The organism is Barnesiella sp. WM24 (assembly GCF_004570975.1).
GTDB lineage: Bacteria > Bacteroidota > Bacteroidia > Bacteroidales > Muribaculaceae > Muribaculum.
The window spans coordinates 190,608-212,383 of record NZ_SPPC01000007.1 but is presented as its reverse complement, the minus strand read 5'-3'; the positions used below and the strand labels follow the sequence as shown (position 1 = coordinate 212,383).

Sequence of the window (21,776 nt, the reverse complement as noted above, 5' to 3'; positions counted from 1 at the left end):
TAAAATTACTAAATCTCCGGCAATCTTCAACTGCATTTCCTGCCAAAAGAATGAGACTTTTTATCAAAAGCCCTGCCAGGGGGAGTAAAAACCCCGAGTTTTACTGCTTGTCGGCGCTGTCGGCGCTTTTGTCGGCAGCCGACGCGTTATACCGCTTGCGGTATTGTGTCGGGGTCTCGCCGTAGCGGGTCTTGAAAGCGCGGGTGAAGTAATGGGGGTCGATATAGCCGGTGAGGTAGGCGATTTCGGCGATGGTCTTGTTGGTGTTTTCGATAAACATCTTCGCCTTTTTCATCCTGAAGTCGATGACAAACTCGACAGGCGACGTGTTGGCGAGCGTCTTGAGCTTGTTGTAAAACGACGTGCGCCCGAGTCCCGACGAAGTGACCATGTTGTCGATCTTCATGTCGGGATTGGAGTAGTTTTCTTCCATCCAGGCGAGAAGATTGTTGACAAATTTCTCGTCTTCGTCGTCATCGAGGGCTATCTTGCCCGGCTCCATCACAAATGTGCGCCGCGGCGCGCCCTGCTGCTGCGAGTCATCAGCCGCCGCAGGCTCGGCGCGCCTTGTCCTGACATAGCGGAAGAGCATCACGCCTCCGGCTGTCAGGGCGACGACGATGAGCCAGAACCACCACGTAGCCCACCACGCCGAGGGGACCACGATATGCAGCCTGCACTCCTCCCACTTGGAGGGGTCGTCGGAGAGCATGGCGCGGATGACAAGCGTGTTGCACCCCGACGGAAGGTCGGAGAGGGTTATTGTGTTTTCGGTACCACAGTTAATCCACTTGTCTTCGCCCCTGCCCTCGATTTTATAGCTGTAGCGCACACGGCTCTGCAGCGAGTAGTTAAGCGACATCACCTTTATCGTGAGCGTCGACTTGCGCGACCGTAGCGTCACCACTCCGCTTTCGGGCACATATTCCGACATCTCGGGGTTTACTCGGGGCGAGGTGTCCACGCCGTCGATAGAGACCGAGGTCATCACAAGCGACAGGCGTCCCGACGCTTCCGACGACATGCGCAGATTGTCGACGCGGTAGCAGCCGTTGTTGGCTCCGAAGAGCGGGTCGCCGTCGGGCAGCACCGTGACGGCGTTTTCGCAGAATATCGTATTTGCCGAGTCGGCATCTTCAAGATAGACGCTGAACGCCTGAGTCTCGTTGTTGAACATGACGATATTTTCATCGGTCGCGATCCAGAGATTGCCGTCACGGTCTTCGGTGATGCTCTTTATATGGTTTGACGGCAGTCCGTTGGCGGTAGAGAACACGGTGAAACGCGGCTTTCCCGCCTCCATGCCCTCATAGCGGTTGAGCCCTCCGGTCATTGTGCCGACCCACAGCACATCGCGGCTGTCGACAAACACGGTCACTATGTCATCGGTAGAAAGCGACTCGGGGTTGTCGCCGTCCTTGCGGCACACTCGCGCCTTGACATCCTTAGAGGCTTCGTCATAGACCAGCGCCACAAGCCCCTCGGTGGTACCCGCCCACACTGTGCCGTCGCTCTGCGCTGCAAGGGAGCGCACTTTTCCACACGACGCCAGAGGATAGCCCTTCATCGTGTTGGCAGGCGAGATAAACCGCATGATACCCGACGAGCCGTCGCGCACGGCGATGTTGACGCCTCCGCCGTAGGTCCCTATCCACATCCTGCCCATGCGGTCGGTCACGATGCTCTGTATCTCGTCGGAAGATATGCTGTATTTGTCGGCGGGGTCATGGGCATACCGGCTCGCGATGTGCATGCCGGAGGCGTCGGAGGTCATGCGGAGCAGTCCGTTGCCACGGGTGCCGAGCCATATGTCGCCGTCACCGTCGCGGCATATGGAGTAGACCCTTCCTATCGGCTCCCCGCGGGAGTCGGTGGTGAGCGTGGAGAACAGACGGGCGGAAATGGTGTAGCGGTAGAGCTCACCCGCCTTTGTGCCGATGAGCAAGGTTGTGTCGGTGTCGAGGAAAAAGGATTTCACTTCGTTGTCCACAAGACTCTGCGGGCGGTCCTTGATCCAGGTGTGGCTCACCTTGTTGTCGACCGAAGTCACGCGGTCGAGTCCGCGCTGATGGGTCGACAGCCACACGACGTCGGGCGAGGAGACGTCAAACTGAAGCACGACATTTGACATGTCGCCGGGCTTCTCCGGGTCGTTATGGAAATAGTCGAGGCGCCCGGTGCTGCGGTCGTAGCGTCCGAATCCGCCTCCGGTCATCGCTACCCACACGTCGCCGTTACACTCCACGATGTCGGGTGTCGGCTCGTAGCTCGACGGTGTGACAGCCTGGGCAAACGAGGTCACCTCGCGGGTCACGGGGTCATATTTCATCACTCCCGGCTGGCGCGAGATTATCCACAGCAGACCGTGGCTGTCGGTAAACAGGCGGTCGACCGACGCCGGAGTCGCAAAAATCTGCGACAGATGCCCGTCGGGCATGTCGTAGCGGTAGAGCCCGGAGCGAGATGTGGCGATATAGAGTGTCTTCCCGTCGGGCGACACAGAAAGTGCCGTCACCGGGACATTATGAAGCAGGGGTATTATCTTGTTTCGCCCCGTCTTGTAGTCATACTCGATAATCGAGCCGTCGGCGGTGCCCCATATCACCTTCGAGCCGGTCTCCGCCACGGCGCGTATGTCGTGATGGTCGGCAAGGGTGTTGAAATGTAGCGAGTCGGAACGCAGCACCGACAGCCGCTTGTCGGTCGCCGCCCACACAGTGCCCCGGCTGTCCTCATGCAGGAAGTTGATTGCCTGCCCTACGAGCGGCACCATCTCCGCCGAGAGCGCGTTGGTGACCGAGTCGGCGATGAAATGTATCGCCCCGGTCCCGCGCACCTCGGCCCACACGTCGCCGCGCGCGGTGAAGAGCGGATTGTACATCCTCACGTTCTGGAAATCGGGAAACACCTCCGCCATGCGGTCAAAAGTGTCGGTGCGTCGGTTGAGCCTGAACAGGCGGTCGTCATACATCATGACCCACACATTGCCGAGACCGTCCTCGTAGACACGCATCACGCGGTTATGGAGATAAGGGATCGACGTGGCGTCGCCCTCGCTGTAGTTGACAAATTCTTTTCCGTCGAAACGCGACAGCCCCTCCCATGTACCTATCCACATGTAGCCGCGGCTGTCATGCAGAATATCTGACACGACAGTGCCGGCAAGACCGTCTTTTTTGGCGTAGTGCTCCACACGTATCGCCGCCGAGACAAGACATGGCACAATCAACATAGCAAGTGTCAGAATGGTCAGTTTATGTCCGAGTTTCATCGTCATTGATTTAGGCATCGACCACAAATGTAGCTATTTTTAATTTTTCCACCATAAATTATACGGCAAAAAATACACAACAATTTATCCACATTGGATTTTTTGACATAAAACGCCCCCGCGCAGCCGCCCCCGGATGGCGTGCCATCGCGCAGCCGCAGCGTCGCATGGCAGGGACGTGCGGCGATGGTGCATGCCATGTACATGCGGGGATGTACATGCAGTGTAGGGGTGTTTGCGGGTTGCGGTGGGTTGCATGCGGTGATGTGGCGTGGCATGTACATGCAGTGATATACCTGCAGTGTAGGGGCGTGCGGGATGGCGGGAACGTGCGGTGATGTGGCGTGGCATGTACATGCAGTGATATACATGCAGTGATATACATGCAGTGTAGGGGCGAGTGGAAGCTCGCCCGCGTTGCGTCACGCGGTGGTAATGTTGTGCCCCAGGCAGGGAAATGGAGGCATTGCGTGTGTTTCGAGCGAGCTTCCACTCGCCCCTACATTGCATGTGTGGGGTTGCATTTGTGGGGGGCTTGTGAGGGCGCATTGCGGATGGGCGGGCGAGCTTCCACTCGCCCCTACATTGCGTGTGAGGGTGCTTGCGGGGTTTGGAGGGGGAATAAAAAAGGGCGGCCCGGATGGGTCGCCCTTATATTGCGGGGTTGCGTCAATTACTTAACAACGAACTTAGCGCCGTTCTGGATAGCGATACCCTTGAAGTTCTTAGATACCTTCTGACCCATTACGTTGTAAACGGGAGCATTCCAGTCAAGCTCAGCAGCCTTAACATCAGATGCGATGTTGTCGATACCACCGGTAGGAGGAGTCTGTGCCTTGCCGGTAATAACAAAGTTCTGCTCTGCACGGGGATTGTCACCCTCAGTAGCAGGTCCATAAAGAGAAACCTCGGGCTGAGCCTCACCTTCTACAAAGATAGCACCACAAGTATTCATCTTTGAACCGGTAGCAAATACATAGTAAGTAGCAGCGTCAGCGAATACGGGGAACATGATTACACCGGTACCGTTTCCTGCAGATGCAGCTTCAGCATTCTGAGTGAAGATACGGATAGGCCAAGCGATTGCTGTACCACCAAGAGTGTACTTGTCAAGCTCGGGAGAGTTAAGGTCGCAATAACCAAGCTCGTCAGCGGGAAGAGTGAATACACCATTAGTCAAGTCAGCATAATCAGAGCTATAAAGGGCCATACCGAGAGTGTAAGCCATAAGGGTCATCTCACCTGCGAAAGAACCTTCATAAGCATAGAAGTTCTTGTTAGAAGAGATCTTAGAAGGAATGATCAACCAACCATCTTTCTTTACCTCGAAGCAATACTGAACACCACCCTGAGAAGGTCCTGAGAAAATATCAACACCGGAGGGATTAGTTTCACCACCTACACCGGGAACGAGGTCAACCTGCTCGCCGTTTACGAGGATAGACTTGATACCGTTGAAATCGCAATTCTGTGCATTAATTTGAGTTTCGTTTGCCCAAATCATTTTAACGTTTTCAGACTCAGCGAGTACTGTTCCTTCAGCGAGTACGGGCTTCTCAGAGAGGTTGGGAACAATTTCATCGCGGTTTACTGTGAAACATACCTCTACAGCAGCAGAAGCGGTGAATGCAGCACAAAGTGCAGCGGCAAGGAGTAAATTCTTCTTCATTGTTTTAATGATTTAAGAGTTAATATTTAGAATAGTTTAGTTTTTGGTGTCCCCACAATTGTGGGGACACCAAAATTTTGTTATTGCTTAGATCCTGAAAACTCGTAATAATAAGTATATTGCTTACGACCATCCCTTATTGTTTTTGCGAAAGAAATCGAAGCATCTTTCTCTTCTGTCACACGACCTGAGAAAGAGTTGCCGAAATCAGTGGGAAGCGCATTGAAAAATACGAATGCCGGGTTAATATTCGCGTTAGCCGTAATATCAACTTCAAGGTCAGCACACTTGGCATTTACGGTCACAACATAATTCTCATCATTATATTGAGTAAAGGTCAAAGTACCGGTTCCACTCTTGACATTATCAGCGTTAGCTGCATCAGTACGGGTCCACGTACCTGTATATGTGCCTTCAACTGCGCCGGCGACATTGACGGGAGTACCGGGGTCAGGATTGCCGGCCTCATCTTTACAAGAGACGAAAGTCATCGCAAACATGGCAAGCAGTCCAAAAAATATTTTTTTCATTTCAAATAAATCTTAATTGATTAATATTAGTAACCAGGGTTCTGATCTTCTGCAGTCAATGCAGTATTAAAGTCAAACTCAGCAGACGGGATAGGTCTAAGCCACTTGAACTCACCTTTCGGGCTCTGCATGTCAGCAAGAGAGTTGATGTTGCGGTTAAATTCAAGATTATAGCGAATCAACTGCTTTGTACGACGGAGGTCAGCATAGCGGGTCTGTTCAGCATAGCACTCGCGAGCATACTCATCCAAAATCAAGTCGAGAGGTTTCTCTGCAAACGCGGATGATACAACATATTGAGGCTGATATGCACCAAATGAGCCGAGATTAGCAAGACCAGCACGTCTACGCACATCATTTATTTTAGACAAAGCAGCCGACTCATTTCCTGCCATATAATTGGCTTCCGCGCAAACAAGATACATCTGAGAAACATGGAAAAGTACAATATCACGGTATCCATTGTCAGCAACCATCTGCGTTGTAGCAGGATCATCAAACTTCTTCACGCAGAATCCTTGCATACCGGCACCTGCAGCATAGAAGTCTTCGCCACGTACTGTAGTCTTTGTAAAGGTTCCATTAGCACCAAATGTCCATTTAGTTACAGTCTCAGGCTCAAGACGAGCAGCAAAAGGAGTATTGTAGTTGTAAGCATCAACAGCCGGAAGGAAACACTGGTCCTTATGGTCATTAAGCCATTGTTCAATCTCTGCGTCTGTATAATAATACGGGAAGAACTTCAAAGTGATAGGCATTTTTGCAAGATCCTCAGGTATAGCATTATAGTATGCATAATAGCCTTGGTCACCCCATTTAGAAGTAGTTTTGTCGATTCGCTCAGCAGAATAGAACGTAGTCATAAAGGTAGCTTCAAATCGCTGGTCACCTTTCTCAAACAAAAGAAGCGATTTGGGCGAATTCTGGTCGCCACCTCCCTTTGTAGGTTTAAGAGACACAGTTTTGCAGTCACCATAATAAGCGGTGTACTGGTTCTGGAGATTATGACCGGAGGAGTTCGGGTCAGAAGGAAGCCCTGCGCGTTCATACTGAATAGAGAAAATTTCCTCAGCATTACGTTCGTTGTAAGGGCTCCACTTATCAGCAAACGACATAGTCAGCTGAATCCCGTTAATAGCCTTTTCAGCCCACTCAGCAGCCTTTTTGAAGCGGTCGGTAGTCTTAACATTATAAGTACCCTCCTTAGCATCTACAAGGTCAGTGTCTATATCCCAAGCAGCGGCAAGATATACCTTTGCGAGCAGAGCAGCAACGGCCTGCTTTGAAGCACGACCATTATGATCTTGATCAGGAAGAGAAGAATTAGCATACAAATCTTCCAAATCAGAAATCAAATTTGCATACAATTCATCCAACGGAGTACGCGGGTAATCACGGTTTGCATCCTGAACATAATGAGTGATGTAAGGCACTCCGCCAAACTGCTGGGTAAGCAAGTAGTACACTAATCCACGAACAAATCTACCTTCATCGGCATATGAAGAGCCTTCACCACCATAGTGGATAAGTGCATTTGCCTTTTGTATAGCGGAATAGCCATTAGTATAATAACTCTTTGCGCCACCATCCTCAGCATTATGAATAAACTTGGCATAATCACAATCCTGAGACTTAGGAGAGTAGAACAAGTCACTGCCATGCTCGTGTATTGATACATTCACACCAAACGAGCGGAGGGAGTTATAAGCAACAGGAAGTATTGCCTCCGGATCACTTGAAAAGAAGTCTTCTGCATTATTGCCACCCGAAGACTTGTTTTCAGCATCAAGAAAATCACTGCAGGAGCTCAGTGGCAATAAGCTAAGTGCAGCTATTAGAAATGACTTAATATATTTCATTGTATTAATAAAGTTAGAGTTAAGGTTTAGAACTTAATACTTGCACCAACCTGGTAAGATATAGTGCTCGGACCGTCATTCTTACCTGCCGCATCAGCCCACTCCGGATCGAAACCTTTGTATTTAGTCCAAACGAACGGGTTGGTAACAGTGAAATACAGACGGAGATTCTGACAAGCAATATGCTTGAGAATGTTCTTCGAGAATGTATAACCAAGAGTTATATTCTTAACCTTTACAAATGAGCCGTCAACAAATTTACGAGCTTCATTCCACTGAGTCATCTGATTACCGGCACCCATGTTGGACTGACCACCCATAGTAGCCCAGTCGCCATAATGAGTTTGCGTCATGTAGACAGGATTAATATAAGTACCGTCCTCGCGCATACCATCTGCATCAACGAGCGCACCCTTTGGAATGTAGAAGTCACAAGCGATAGAGTTACGTGCACGCTGGTCATGACGGAAAAGGTCATTATTCATGAATGCAGAATAAACCTTGAAGCCCTGCTTTGCATAGATATTGAAAGAGAAATCAAGCATACCTCCATTCTTGGGCAAACGATAAGAAAGGTTTGAGGTGACACTACCTGTCCACTTGGGCTCTCCGTTATAAGTGATTTTGTCCTCATCACCAATAGAACCGTCACCATTCTGGTCTACAATGTAGACGTTACCTTCCTGAAGACCATATACGTCATAGTAGTAATCACACATACGAATCTGCTGACCGGGAGTATAACCTTTCGCTATAGCGATTTCATGATCAGGAACAGTCATCATCTGGTCGGTAACTACACCACCCCACTCATGACCATAAAGAGTTGAAATCGACTTTCCGACAAACAATGAGCCTGTAGCTCCATTGATAAGTTCATCAGAAACACCATTTATCTCTTTCACCTTATTGCTATTGTGGGAGAAAGCAAAGGTTGTAGTCCACTCCCAATCACGATTGGTAATGTTAACTGTAGTGAGCGCAATTTCAATACCGCGGTTCTGCACACGACCGATATTGGTTTTAAGACTGCCGCCACCGGCCTCAAGAGGAAGATTTACACCATAGAGAAGTTCTTTTGAATTCTTCTGATAGATATCGATGCTACCGTTGATGCGGTTCTGCAAGAATCCGAAATCAATACCGGCATTATACTCGTAAGATTTCTCCCAGTGAAGATTGGCATCTACTATGCTGCCGGGGAATTGACCGGTCCAATAGTCAGGTCCGAAAGGATAATAGATAGGAGACCCGATACCAACGATAGTTTCATAATTACTGATACCGGTATTGTTACCCGATACACCATAAGAAAGACGGAGCTTCAAATTATTCAGCCATTCTTTTTGGAGGAAGCTTTCTTCGCTAAGACGCCATGCAAGAGCAACCGACGGGAAGGTACCCCAACGATAACCTTTCTGGAATTTTGAAGAACCGTCCCAACGAACAGTCGCAGTAACCATATACCTGTCCTTGAAAGCATAATTACCACGGAGGGCATATGACAGCATTGACGATTCGGAGTAACCGGTGTAGGTGACTACTTTATTGTTGCCATCTACCTGCTGAATAGTACCTGAATTACCAAGATTCCACCAGTCAGTATTTTCCATTACATCAATTGCAGTGATTTTAGAGTTTTCAGTATTTCCTTTTTCCAATGAAATAAGGCCAAGGAAATTCACTGAATGAATCTCATTAAACGTACGGTTGAAATTAACCGTATTGTCCCAAGTCCACGCCAACGAAGTCTTATTCTCAACATCCGCAGAGTTATGACCCACTGTGGTCATATCAGTACCGGCATAAGTGTAACCAGGCTTATCAGGATTTTCATAACCTGCAAAATAGCCATGACGATAACTTGAATATGAAGGCGAGAATGTAGTCTTAATGTTAAGACCCTTTATTATGTCAAACTGAAGATAAATGTTACCCAATGCGCGATAAGTTTTGCGACGCTGATTTGAGTTGTTAAGTTTTAGCAAAGGAGAAACCTGGTCAGTAAACTGGTTGGCATCAGAGCCCAAAGCAGAAGAAGCACCCGGTTTTTCGATTATACGTCCATCCTCGTCATAAGGGATATTAAATGGGTTGGCACGATAAGCATCGGCGATACCACCGTCATCTGCATATGAATTTTCCATATAGGCGAGGTTGAAATTGAAACCGCCGGAAATCACTTTATTAACACGTGCATCAACTGAACCCTTGAAAGTATATGTTTTGCTATCATCGCCACGATAGATACCCTCTTCCTCATTGATACCTATACCGAAATGATAGTTTGCGGTATCTGACGAGCCTGAAATCGCAAGATAATGGTTCTGTTGATGTCCATCTTTTATAACAAGTCCGGGCCAGTCGTAAGTCTCGCCGTTAGCAAGCATTTCCTTCAACAACATCGGAGAATCATAGTCGGCAGCCGTCTGCTGGAGAAACGCTTGTCCGAAAACGGTACGGTTAGCAAAACCATAATAAGGCTGAGCTCCACCATAAACCTCTTTTTCCTGAAGCTTCATTACACGCTGACGGTAATACTGTGCGCCATCAGAGAACTCGGGAAGACGCGCGGCATGGTTAAAACCATAATAGCCATCATAAGTAATAGTCGCTTTCTGAGACTTATTAACATTTGCACCGCCTTTAGTGGTAACCATAACCACACCGGCAGATGCACGAGAACCATAAATCGCGGTAGAAGAAGCATCCTTCAGCACGTCGATACGCTCGATATCCTGCGGGTTAAGGAAGTCGATATCTCCACAAATCACACCGTCAACGACAAAAAGCGGAGTCGTAGATGAGTTCAATGAAGATTTACCACGGATTTCAATACTGAGACCACCGTTAGTACGGCCGGTAGACTTGGTGATGTTCACACCGGGGGTCGAGCCCTGGAGGGCTTCAAGCACTGAGGGGGCACCCTTTGCGTTAAGTTTTTCAGTACCTACAGAAGAGACTGAACCGGTAAGGTCAGATTTCTTCATTGTACCGTAACCAACGACAACGACTTCATCGAGCACCTGAGAGTCTTCGACGAGGGTGATGTCAAGGCTTGACTGACCGTTGATTTTTACTTCGGCGGGGTTGTAGCCGATGTAGGTCACTTTCAGTTTTCCGTTTGACGGTACATTATTAAGGACAAAGTTTCCGTCGAAATCGGTGGCAACACCGGTGGTTGCACCAACGACGATCACAGACGCGCCAATGATCGGTTCGCCGGCTTCGTCATGAACATTTCCTGTTACCTGGATGTTCTGAGCAAAGACAGGCAATTCAATACATAGCACGAGAAGAAGCAACAACGCTTTCCACATCCCTGCAGGGGAGAAGCGCAGCCATTGCTTGCGACTTGGAGTTGAAGCGCCACAAGACGCCGCTCCTGATGATTGGTGAATAATGTCTTTCATGTGAATTGTTAATAATTAAAAATTTTCATGCAAATATAATAATTGGGATTATTCTTGTCGGGTAAATATTTGTTGTTATTAATGGATTTTTAAGTTTTACATGCTGATTTTAAGTCATTTTCCATGGCTCGGCAAAAAGTGACGCTTATTTGATATTTATTTAAGGTTCTTTTTGGGGAGTTGCACTATATTTGCTGCAAATATAATAAAAAATTGAAAATCCATGAAAAAAGCATCAATTTTTATCACTGCATTGCTATTTAACATTTGTGTCGCGAGCGGGCACGAAAACGCCCCTACCCCTGCCGAGGCGTGGGCTGAATTGTATCCCTCCGTGGAGTCGCAGATCAAGGCTCCGACATTCCGTGACAAGGACTACAACATCCTTGACTACGGCAAGAGAAGCGACACCAAGGGCTACCTCTACACGGAGCTTATTAATAATGTAATCAAGAAGTGCTCGGAAGAGGGCGGCGGACGCGTCATTGTGCCTGCGGGCGAATGGCTCACCGGGCCTGTCACGCTGCTGAGCGGGGTCAACCTGCATCTTGAAGAGGGCGCGACACTGCTTTTCACCGACGACGTGAAGGAATATCCTCTTGTGCTGACCCGCTGGGAAGGCATGGACTGCTATAATTACCAGCCGATGATATATGCCTGCGAGCAGGAAAACATAGGTCTTACGGGCAAAGGCACCGTTGACGGCGGCGCCCATAACGACAACTGGTGGAAGATGTGTGGCAAGCCCCACTACGGCTATGTCGACGGCATCATCTCCCAGAAGATAGGCCGCCCGCTGCTTCAGGAGTGGAACGAGAATGCCACACCGGTTGAGCAGCGAGTGCTCGGCGACGGCTACGGCATGCGTCCGCAGCTTGTCAATCCGGTGAAGTGCAAGAATGTGCTTATCGAGGGGGTGACACTGCTCCGCTCGCCGTTCTGGGTGATACATCCGCTGCTGTGTGAGAATGTCACCGTGAAGGGCGTGCATATCGAGAATGACGGCCCAAACGGCGACGGCTGTGACCCGGAATCGTGCAAGAACGTGCTTATCGAGGACTGCTACTTTGACACCGGCGACGACTGCATAGCCATTAAGAGCGGACGTAACCGCGACGGCAGGACATGGAACATACCGAGCGAGAATATCATCGTCAGAAACTGCCGCATGAAGAACGGTCACGGCGGCGTGGTCGTGGGCTCGGAAATATCGGGCGGCTACCGCAATCTCTTTGTGGAGAACTGCGTGATGGACTCCCCCGACCTTGACCGCGTGGTGAGAATCAAGACCAACAGCTGCCGCGGCGGCGTGATCGAGAATATCTTCGTGAGAAATGTCGAGGTGGGTCAATGTGCCGAATCGGTGCTGAAAATCAACCTGGTGTATGAGCCGAAGGAGGTGTGTCAGCGCGGATTCAACCCTACGGTGCGCAATGTGTATCTTGATAACGTGAACTGCAAGAAGAGCAAGTATGGCGTGATGATCGAGGCTCTTGACGACGAGTGTAACGTATATAATATAGAGGTGAAGGACTGCGACTTTGACGGAGTGACGTCGGGCGGCAACTCAATCACCGGAAAGACTGATGACATACGCCTGCTTAACGTAAGCATCAACGGAAAGAAGTAATAGACGAAACAGAATATAATTGAGTAAGTAAAATTTCATAGATTGACATAAAGGTTGATAAATTAAGGTTGATCAGGCGCCGGGCTGCCGTTGAGGCATTCCGGCGCCGCTATTTTTTTCACCGTGGAGTGGAGAAGTAGTGGCGAACGGCGTGCGGGACGCTAAAAAATGCACTGATTTTGTACGATATTCGCGAGTATGACGTTGATATTTCATATCTTTGCGTTATAAACCAGTTGAAACATTTAAATCAAAAATACCGGTAAAAGCATGAAAAAATCACTACTTGCGACAGGAATGTGCCTGCTTATTGCAGGAGGTATGACCGCACAGGAGACAGCTCCCGCGTTTCCCGGCGCCGAGGGATTCGGAAGATACACCCAAGGCGGCAGAGGCGGCAAAGTAATACATGTGACAAATCTTAACGACAGCGGCGAGGGGTCGCTCCGCTGGGCGCTGAGTCAGTCGGGCGCGAAAACAATCGTGTTTGACGTAGGCGGATATATCGACCTGAAATCACAGCTTAACGTAAGCTCCAACACTACCATAGCCGGACAGACCGCTCCCGGTGACGGCATAACCCTCAGATATTACACGCTTTACTTCGGCAACTGCGACAATGTGGTCGTGAGATTCATACGCAGCCGCCGCTCGCAGGTGAAGGACGTGAACGACGGCGCCGACGCGACATGGGGACGCCGCCGCCATGACATAATCATCGACCACTGCTCATTTTCATGGAGTATCGACGAGGTGGCGTCATTTTACGACAACCGCGACTTCACGATGCAGTGGTGTTCGCTCGGCGAAGGTCTCGCCAATCCCGGTCACTCGAAAGGCTCCCACAGCTACGGCGGCATATGGGGCGGCAAGGGCGCGTCATTTCACCATAACTATCTGACCCACATACAGAATCGTGCGCCACGCTTCAACGGTGCGCGATATAACTGGAGCGGATATGACAAAACCCGATTCGAAAACTCCATCCAGGCGGAGCAGGTAGACTTCCGCAACTGCGTGGTCTACAACTGGGGCAACGGCAACGGCTGCTACGGAGGTCCCGGCGGCGGATATATCAACATGGTCAACAACTATTTCCAGGCAGGTCCCGGCACCAAGAACAAGACCCGCGTGACACAAGTGTCGGTATCTGACAGCTCCAACGGCGGCGACAACCCGTTCCCGGGCTATGCGAGCCGCTATTACATCGACGGCAACTACGTGAGCGCGGCAAGCGAGCCTGAAAACTATGACTGGTCGGGCGTAATCTATGACGGCGGGCTGTCGCTGATCGACGGAGAGCGCTATATCATAGATGAAAACCACTATTACGGCAGCGAGGTGGAGTATAAGAAAAACAACAAGGACCAGGACTGTGTGAGACTGCGTCTTGACTCCCCGATAGCAGCGGGAGAGGTGACTACCCACAACGCCACGACTGCATATGAAAAGGTGCTTGCCTATGCCGGCGCAAGCCTTGTGCGTGATGCCGTAGACACCCGTTACATGGAGGAGGCACGCACCGGTACAACGACTTACAACGGTGACGTGGCATATGTAGATGCCAACGGCAAGAAATATGCCACATCAGGCACAAAGGGCATACTTGACTTCATCAATGACCCCAACGGCACTGAAGAGCCTAAGACGGCAAGCTTCCCGGTGCTTTCACAGGTGAAGCGCACCGACAACTTTGACACCGACGGCGACGGAATGCCGGATGCATGGGAAAAAGCCAACGGTCTTGACCCCAACGACCCGGAGGATGGCGCTCTTTATACTATCGACACAGAGCGAGGCTGGTATACCAACCTTGAGGTGTATCTCAACTCTCTGGTAGCCGACATCATGCTCGCCGGTCAGTCAGACGGCATCGAGGGCGTGGATGAGTATTATCCGCAGAGCATCGACGCCGACCTCAGCGACACCGTAGTCGCCGGAATCGGAAATGTCACCGTGGAAAACGGCATTGCAGCCATCGAATATTACAGCCTCGACGGCATCAGGCTCAACGAGCCCGCCGAGGGAATCAGCATACGCCGCATAATCCATAAGGACGGCAGCGTGACAGCAGACAAGGTAATCAAATAAGACATTATAATTATCATGAAAAAAAGTGTATTATCAGCATTAATCGCAGCTTTCATGCTTCCTGTGGCAGCGACAGCTCAGGAAGTGGAGGTGCAGGAGGCGATATCCTTTCCCGGAGCGGAGGGATATGGCAGAATCACCACCGGCGGCCGTGGCGGAGACGTGTATCACGTCACCACGCTTGAGGACGGCACCCAGGAGGGAACATTCCGCTGGGCGTGTAACAAGTCGGGCGCAAGAACAATCGTGTTTGACGTGTCAGGTACCATCAATCTCACCAGCGAGCTTAAAATCAGAAACGGCAATGTGACCATCGCCGGACAGACTGCCCCCGGCGACGGAATATGTGTTGCCGGATACCCGTTTGTCATCTCGTGTCCCAACATCATCATCCGCTACATGCGTTTCCGTCTCGGCAACGAGAATGTGGCTCACCATGAGGGTGACGGACTCGGCGGCATGGACGGACAGCGTATCATGATCGACCACTGCTCGGTGAGCTGGTCGATTGATGAGTGTCTTTCAGTATATGGCAGCAAAAACATCACCGTGCAGTGGTGTGTTGTGTCACAGAGCCTTGTCAACAGCGGTCACAGCAAAGGTAGCCACGGCTATGGCGGCAACTGGGGCGGCTCAGGCGCGTCATATCACCACAATCTGCTCGCCCACCACGGGTCACGCGCACCGCGCCTCGGCCCGCGTCCCACGACACAGGCCGACGAGCGCATGGACCTGCGTAACAATGTCATCTACAACTGGGGCGGCGAAGGCTGCTACGGCGGCGAGGGCATGAACGTGAATATTGTCAACAATTACTATAAGCCGGGGCCCGCGACTCCTACCGGAGCCAAGGGAAAGCGCATGGCAAAACCGGGCATACGTACAGTCGACTATTGCCTTGACAAGGAAACGACTGCAAATAACATCAACAAGGCTCTCGGCACGTCATTGTCCAAGAGTGGAGTGTCAGGCTCAAGCGACGGCAAGGATAACTTCGTGACGTTCCGCTACGACAACAAGACTCAGAAAATTGCCATCGACATGGAAAACAATACCATAGAAATCGACGGCAAGACTATAAAGGTTGCCTGGAACAGCTGGAAGAAGATGCTCCAGAAGTGGGGTACATTCCATATCAACGGCAATATCAACACTGCTTATGACGATGTTACCGCCGATAACTGGACGATAGGTCTGTTCAACCAGGTCGACAAAGGCACAAAAGTCGACAATCATAACATGACTGCCGAGGATTCGCGCGCATTCACCCCCATCCCATTCGTTTACACCACGACCCACTCTGCCGAGGAGGCGTTTGAGCGAGTGCTCGAGTATGCGGGCGCAAGCCTCAGCCGCGACATCCACGACGAGACGATGGTTCACGATGCACGCGAAGGCGTGGTGACTACGACAAGCCGTGCGACCGGCCTTATCAACAACCAGGATGAGGCGATGTATATCGACGGCACATCGGGATGGCCCGTGCTTAACTCGACCGAGGCTCCTGTCGACACTGACGGCGACGGAATGCCCGACGAGTGGGAGACTGAAAACGGTCTTGACCCCAACAATCCCGAGGATGGCAAAATCATGGGCGAGGATGGCTACACTAATCTTGAGAATTACCTCAACAGCCTTGTGGCTCACATCACCGAAGCCCAGAACGAAGGTGGCGTGATGATGAATGATGTGGACATGACCGACGAGGCAATCGCCGGAATCGACAACATCAACGCCGACCGACCCGCCGACGGAAAGATTTACAACATGATGGGTGTAGAGGTATACGAACCGCTTACTCCCGGCATCTACATCCGCGACGGAAAGAAATTTATTATCCGATAATCCTAATCATCTTTAATTCTTATAATGTTCGGGGGCGTCTTGGTGACGCTCCCGTTTCCTTTTTTTTGCATATTTTAAAAATTTTATTAAATTTGCTGTCGATTCTAATATCTCGTGATTCTATTTTTTTAATTAACACAGTGATTTAAAGTAATGAAACATTTAAGAAACCTCGCCGTGGGCGCGCTTATGCTCACGGAAGCGGTGTCTTTGCACGGAGCCACTTTTATCGGCGACCGCACTGATTTCCGCGATGAAACCATTTACTTCGCCATGACAACACGTTTCTACGACGGTGACCACAGCAACAACACCTACTGCTGGGACGGAGTGCTGAATGTCAATGACCCGGAATGGCGCGGTGACTTCAAAGGCCTTATCGAAAAACTTGACTACATCAAGGCGCTCGGCTTTACCGCCGTGTGGATTACCCCGGTGGTTGAAAATGCCTCGGGACTCGACTATCACGGCTATCACGCAGTGAATTTCAGCAAAGTCGACCCGCGCTACGAGAGCGACGACTGCAAGTTTCAGGACCTGATTGACGCCGTGCATGCGCGCGGAATGAAGCTGATACTCGACATCGTGTTACAGCACACAGGCAATTTCGGGGAGGAAAAACTCTGCCCGATGTTCACCCGCGACTACACGCAGCCGCTCGACAATATCAACAAGTCGATGAAACTTCATGAAAACACCCGTCTGCCGGCTAATTACAACTCATTGCCTGCCAATCAGCAGTATGGCACACGCCTCGCGCTGATGAAAAATACTGACGGCAAGAATCATGATGTCAACAACTACTGGCACCATTATGCCCACTTCGGATGGGACGACCCCTCACGATGGTGGGGACAGATAGCCGGCGACTGCGTGGACCTGAACACCGAAAATGCCTATGTGACCAACTATCTTGTCGACTGTTACTCCAAGTTCATTGAAATGGGAGTCGACGGATTCCGCATAGACACCGCCGGTCACATCTCCCGACTGACATTCAACAAGATGTTTATCCCGCAGCTCTCGGCTGCCGCAGAGAAGCATAAGGACAAGCGCGGAGGCACGCCGTTTTTCATGTATGGCGAAGTCTGCGCGCGCTCTGAAGAGGTAATCTACCGCGGCGAAAACTACAACTGCTCACCCTGTTACTATACATGGAAAGAAAACCGCGACTATGCCTGGGATATGGACGAGCACTCATGGGACAACATCTATGTGAAAGAGGGCGAAAAAGGCGACCACACTAATGCCAACTCCGTCAACCGTCAGGCCGACGACGACCTCGGTCACTCGGAGGCGATACTGAGAAAGTCGGACAATGCGTGGCTCGACGGCAACGACTATCACGCCCCCGACCACTCCGCTCATTCCGGGCTCAATGTAATCGACTTCCCGATGCACTGGCGCTTCAGCAATGCTGAAAACGCATTCGGAGCGCGCGGCGAAGACAATCTGTACAACGACGCCACCTATAATGTGGTCTACGTCGATTCCCATGATTATGCGCCAAACGGTGCCGACGGACAGCGCTTCATCGGCGACCGCGCCACCTGGGCTGAAAATCTGTCGCTCATGTTCACCTTCCGCGGCATTCCCTGTATCTACTACGGCTCGGAGATAGAGTTCCGCAAGGGATGCCCGATTGACAAGGGTGCCGTGCTTGCGCTTAACGAGTCAGGCAGGGCATATTTCGGAGGATATGTCGAAGGCGCCGTCAATGTCAGCGACTTTGCCGAATACTCCGGAGCAACAGGCAATCTTGCCGCTACGCTCAGCCATCCGCTCGCCATGCACATCCAGCGCCTCAACAAGATACGCGCCGCTGTCCCCGCGCTCAGAAAAGGACAGTACAGCACCTCAGGCTGCAGCGGAAAGATGTCATTCAAGCGCCGTTACACCGACTCCGCAACCGACTCCTATGTGCTTGTAACCATCAGCGGCAACGCTACATTCACCGACATTCCCAACGGCTCATACACCGATGTCGTGACCGGCGACACCAAGACTGTAACCGACGGGCGCCTCTCTGTTTCATGTTCCGGCAAAGGCAACCTGCGCGCCTACGTGCTGTCGACAGCAAAGACAAAGGCGCCGGGCAAAATAGGTGCCGACGGCTCATATCTATACGCAAGCACTCCCGCCGCCACTCAGCAGAGCAGCTACGACGGCAATGAGGAGCCGCTTGACACAACCACACAGCGCGACGGCTCTACCCCCGACCCCGAACCGGAAACTCCCGTCGACCCCTCAATGGAGAAGGGCGAGCAGGCTGTGTTCTTCGAGAACAGCAGCAACTGGGGCGGCACAATAAACGCCTACGTGTGGACCGACAACGGCACAATCACCAATGCATGGCCCGGCGAAAGCTGCACATATCTCGGCAACAATATCTGGAAATGGCACTACGACGGCGACAAGCGCATACCTGAGGGAGCCGGACTGATATTCAACAACGGTGGCGGAAGCCAGACTGCCGATTTCACCTGGACCAATGGCGGACTTTACACCGCCGAAGGCTATGACCGCACAATCGAGGGTGCCGGAGAGCTGCCCGAGCAGCCTGAAAACCCCGAACCTGTCGACACACGATGGACCGTCTACTTCCGCACAGGCAACGGATGGAACAGCGTGTATGCCTATGTATGGGACGCAGGCGACGGCGACAGGCAATATCTCGGTGCATGGCCCGGCACGGCGATGTCTATGACACGCCTCAACGGCGACGACCTCTGGGCTATCACGTTTACCGGCTCGCTTAAACGCCCGATGATTATCTTCAACAATGGCAGCGGAAGCCAGACAGCCGACCTTACGCTTGTCAACAACGCCGTCTACAATACCGACGGCACCGCCTCAATCGGCACAATCGCCCGCGACGGCTTGCTCAAGGTATATGTGTCAGGTTCTTGCCTCGTAATCGAATCGCCCGCCGACACCTGCGTGAAAATTTATTCCGCCGACGGAATCGCCCGCACGATTAACATCTCGGCAGGCGTCAACCTGATTGACACCCTGCCCCACGGATTCTACATCGTAGCCGGCAAGAAAATAATGCTCTGACAGTTAAACCTAAATTACGCCCACTCGAGGGCTGACCGACAATAACCCGACGGCTGCCGACCGACACATGGTCGACAGCCGTCGATATTTTCCAGTCATCCACCGGAGGGATATTATATCGATGACACATTGGCGACGTGTTGGTAATTAGCGGCGGAATGATTAACTTTGCATAACAGGGGTGACTCTCGGCAAGCCGCAGCAATGTGGCATGAGCACTCCCGGCAGTGCAAAGTTATATTTTTTTAGAATTACATTTCCTCAATATGAATAAACGATTTTCAACCTTAGCGGCAGCCCTGCTCGGCATAGGCGGTGCGGCGCTTGCCTGTACAAGCCTCATAGCCACCCCCGGTGCTACCGATGACAACAGTGTAATGATCACATATGCCGCCGACTCCCACAATCTCTACGGCGAGCTTTATTCATCGCCGGCTAAAGACCATCCTAAAGGAGCGATGCGCAAAGTCCACGACTGGGATACAGGCAAATATCTCGGCGAGATACCACAAGTGAGCCACACCTACGCGACTATCGGCAACATGAACGAACACGGGCTCGCAATAAGCGAGAGCACATGGGGCGGACGCGAGGAACTGGTCGACACGACCGGAATAATCGACTACGGGTCACTGATATACATCACGCTTGAGCGTGCAAAGACAGCCCGCGAGGCTATAAAGGTGATGACTTCGCTGGTAAATGACTATGGCTATGCAAGCGAAGGCGAGTCATTTTCAATCGCCGACGGCAAGGAAGCATGGATAATGGACCTCATCGGGAAAGGCGGCAAGGAGAAGGGCGCCGTGTGGGTGGCGCGCCGCATCCCCGACGGAATGATTTCAGGACACGCCAATCATCCTCGCATCCATAAATTTCCGCTCAACGACCCGGAGACACTGTATTCGCCCGATGTCATTGACTTTGCCCGCAGCCAGGGATATTATGAGGGCAAAGATGAGGATTTTGACTTCTCCCGCACCTATGCGATCACCGATTTCGGTGCGTTGAGAGGCTGCGATGCCCGCGTATGGTCATTTTTCAACAATCACGCTTCAGGCATGGACAAGTACCTTCCCTGGATTATGAACGGCGAGGAAGAGGTGATGCCCCTTTGGGTAAAGCCCGACAGCACCCTGTCAGTGCGCGACATGCAATGGGCTATGCGCGACCACTTTGAGGACACGCCGTTTGACATGACCAAAGATGTAGGCGCCGGTCCCTACAAGGTGCCTTATCGCTGGCGTCCGATGACATTCACTGTCGACAGCGTGGAATACACCCATGAACGCGCTATCGCGACACAGCAGACAGGATTCACCTTTGTCGCCCAGCTCCGCGACAGTGTGCCACAGCCGATGAAAGGCGTGCTGTGGTTTGGCGTCGACGACACCAACACCTGCGTCTACGTGCCGGTCTACAGCTGTGTGACAGAAGTCCCCTACTGCTATGCCCCCGGCAACGGTGACATGCTCACCCTTTCCTGGGACGCGGCATTCTGGGTACACAACTATGTGGCAAACCAGGCATATAACCGATATTCGCAGATGATACCCGACATACGCCGGGTGCAGAACGCGCTTGAAGACTCCATAGCGGCGGCTGTCGCTTCGACAGAGGCTGAAATAGCCGCCCTGCCTGAAAAGCAACAGGTAAAACGCCTCCGGGCTCTCACCGACTACTGGGCCAATCACTCTACCCGCGAGTTCAAGAAGCTCGGTGACTATCTTTTTGTAAAATTTCTTGACGGAAACATCAAGAAGGAGACGGAACCGGGGGTATTTATGCGCACACCGGAAGGTCAATGCGCCTACCCGGAATTTGGCGGATATTCCGACGAATATTTCCGCTCTGTCGTCAATGACGCCGGCGAGCGCCTGAAAGTAAAACAACCTACATTTTCACGATAATCATCCGATATATGTCACGCACTGATGAAGAGATGCCTGAAGTAACGCTGCTCGGCAGCCAAGGCACAAAATATCCTACCGAATATGCACCCGGAATACTTGAGACTTTTGTCAACAAGCATCCCGACAATGAATATCTTGTCACCTTTACCTGTCCGGAATTTACATCTCTCTGCCCCAAGACCGGACAGCCCGACTTTGCCCGTATTATCATCAACTACATTCCCCGCGAGAAGATGGTGGAGAGCAAGAGCCTGAAGCTGTATCTTTTCAGTTTCAGGAATCACGGTGACTTTCATGAAGACTGCATCAACATCATAATGAAGGATCTCGTGGCACTGATAGATCCGCGCTACCTTGAAGTAATCGGGCTTTTCACTCCGCGCGGCGGCATATCCATATATCCATTTGCCAACTATGGCGACAGCGAGCACCAGGACCTCGTAAAAGCCCGCATGCTCGCCTCTTTCCGTAACGATTTCTAAACGAAAAAGCTAT

At 51.3% G+C, this 21,776-nt stretch carries 11 protein-coding genes; 6 read left to right on the top strand and 5 right to left on the bottom strand.

The window, feature by feature from the left end:
• Window positions 1-100: 100 nt before the first annotated feature.
• The 5 genes from E4T81_RS09435 to E4T81_RS09415 form a co-directional block, all read right to left on the bottom strand.
• A complete protein-coding gene (locus tag E4T81_RS09435) occupies window positions 101-3,271 on the bottom strand; it encodes a two-component regulator propeller domain-containing protein (protein ID WP_167761823.1) in 3,171 nt (1,056 codons plus the stop codon).
• A gap of 673 nt (window positions 3,272-3,944) precedes the next feature.
• Window positions 3,945-4,940, bottom strand: a complete 996-nt coding sequence (locus E4T81_RS09430; RefSeq protein ID WP_135043894.1) for a hypothetical protein — start codon at window positions 4,938-4,940, stop codon at window positions 3,945-3,947.
• A gap of 80 nt (window positions 4,941-5,020) precedes the next feature.
• Window positions 5,021-5,470 carry a hypothetical protein gene (locus E4T81_RS09425; protein WP_135043893.1) on the bottom strand — a complete coding sequence of 150 codons (450 nt, stop codon included), beginning with the start codon at window positions 5,468-5,470 and terminating at the stop codon, window positions 5,021-5,023.
• A 26-nt stretch (window positions 5,471-5,496) separates the two neighbouring features.
• Window positions 5,497-7,329 carry a RagB/SusD family nutrient uptake outer membrane protein gene (locus E4T81_RS09420; RefSeq protein ID WP_135043891.1) on the bottom strand — a complete coding sequence of 611 codons (1,833 nt, stop codon included), beginning with the start codon at window positions 7,327-7,329 and terminating at the stop codon, window positions 5,497-5,499.
• A gap of 26 nt (window positions 7,330-7,355) precedes the next feature.
• Entirely contained in the window at window positions 7,356-10,742 is a 3,387-nt protein-coding gene (locus E4T81_RS09415; RefSeq protein WP_135043889.1) for a TonB-dependent receptor, read from the bottom strand.
• 223 nt (window positions 10,743-10,965) lie between these two features.
• On the opposite strand from E4T81_RS09415, the gene E4T81_RS09410 reads away from it, so the two are divergent.
• The 6 genes from E4T81_RS09410 (at window position 10,966) to queF (ending at window position 21,763) form a co-directional block, all read left to right on the top strand.
• A complete protein-coding gene (locus E4T81_RS09410; RefSeq protein WP_135043887.1) occupies window positions 10,966-12,372 on the top strand; it encodes a glycoside hydrolase family 28 protein in 1,407 nt (468 codons plus the stop codon).
• A 270-nt stretch (window positions 12,373-12,642) separates the two neighbouring features.
• Window positions 12,643-14,463, top strand: a complete 1,821-nt coding sequence (locus E4T81_RS09405) for a pectate lyase (protein ID WP_371683040.1) — start codon at window positions 12,643-12,645, stop codon at window positions 14,461-14,463.
• A gap of 54 nt (window positions 14,464-14,517) precedes the next feature.
• The gene (locus tag E4T81_RS15910; protein WP_245207050.1) at window positions 14,518-16,308 is read left to right on the top strand and encodes a pectate lyase; all 1,791 of its coding nucleotides are present in this window, start codon (window positions 14,518-14,520) and stop codon (window positions 16,306-16,308) included.
• A 153-nt stretch (window positions 16,309-16,461) separates the two neighbouring features.
• Window positions 16,462-19,368, top strand: a complete 2,907-nt coding sequence (locus tag E4T81_RS09395) for an alpha-amylase family glycosyl hydrolase (RefSeq protein ID WP_135043885.1) — start codon at window positions 16,462-16,464, stop codon at window positions 19,366-19,368.
• Window positions 19,369-19,634: 266 nt separating this feature from the next.
• Entirely contained in the window at window positions 19,635-21,278 is a 1,644-nt protein-coding gene (locus E4T81_RS09390) for a dipeptidase (RefSeq protein WP_135043883.1), read from the top strand.
• An 11-nt stretch (window positions 21,279-21,289) separates the two neighbouring features.
• Entirely contained in the window at window positions 21,290-21,763 is a 474-nt protein-coding gene (gene queF / locus E4T81_RS09385; RefSeq protein ID WP_135043881.1) for a preQ(1) synthase, read from the top strand.
• Window positions 21,764-21,776: the final 13 nt, after the last annotated feature.

Coding starts and splice junctions, on each gene's coding strand:
- E4T81_RS09435 (WP_167761823.1), bottom strand. CDS start 3,271: ATGAAACTCGGACATAAACTGACCATTCTGACACTTGCTATGTTGATT.
- E4T81_RS09430 (WP_135043894.1), bottom strand. CDS start 4,940: ATGAAGAAGAATTTACTCCTTGCCGCTGCACTTTGTGCTGCATTCACC.
- E4T81_RS09425 (WP_135043893.1), bottom strand. CDS start 5,470: ATGAAAAAAATATTTTTTGGACTGCTTGCCATGTTTGCGATGACTTTC.
- E4T81_RS09420 (WP_135043891.1), bottom strand. CDS start 7,329: ATGAAATATATTAAGTCATTTCTAATAGCTGCACTTAGCTTATTGCCA.
- E4T81_RS09415 (WP_135043889.1), bottom strand. CDS start 10,742: ATGAAAGACATTATTCACCAATCATCAGGAGCGGCGTCTTGTGGCGCT.
- E4T81_RS09410 (WP_135043887.1), top strand. CDS start 10,966: ATGAAAAAAGCATCAATTTTTATCACTGCATTGCTATTTAACATTTGT.
- E4T81_RS09405 (WP_371683040.1), top strand. CDS start 12,643: ATGAAAAAATCACTACTTGCGACAGGAATGTGCCTGCTTATTGCAGGA.
- E4T81_RS15910 (WP_245207050.1), top strand. CDS start 14,518: ATGCTTCCTGTGGCAGCGACAGCTCAGGAAGTGGAGGTGCAGGAGGCG.
- E4T81_RS09395 (WP_135043885.1), top strand. CDS start 16,462: ATGAAACATTTAAGAAACCTCGCCGTGGGCGCGCTTATGCTCACGGAA.
- E4T81_RS09390 (WP_135043883.1), top strand. CDS start 19,635: ATGAATAAACGATTTTCAACCTTAGCGGCAGCCCTGCTCGGCATAGGC.
- queF (WP_135043881.1), top strand. CDS start 21,290: ATGTCACGCACTGATGAAGAGATGCCTGAAGTAACGCTGCTCGGCAGC.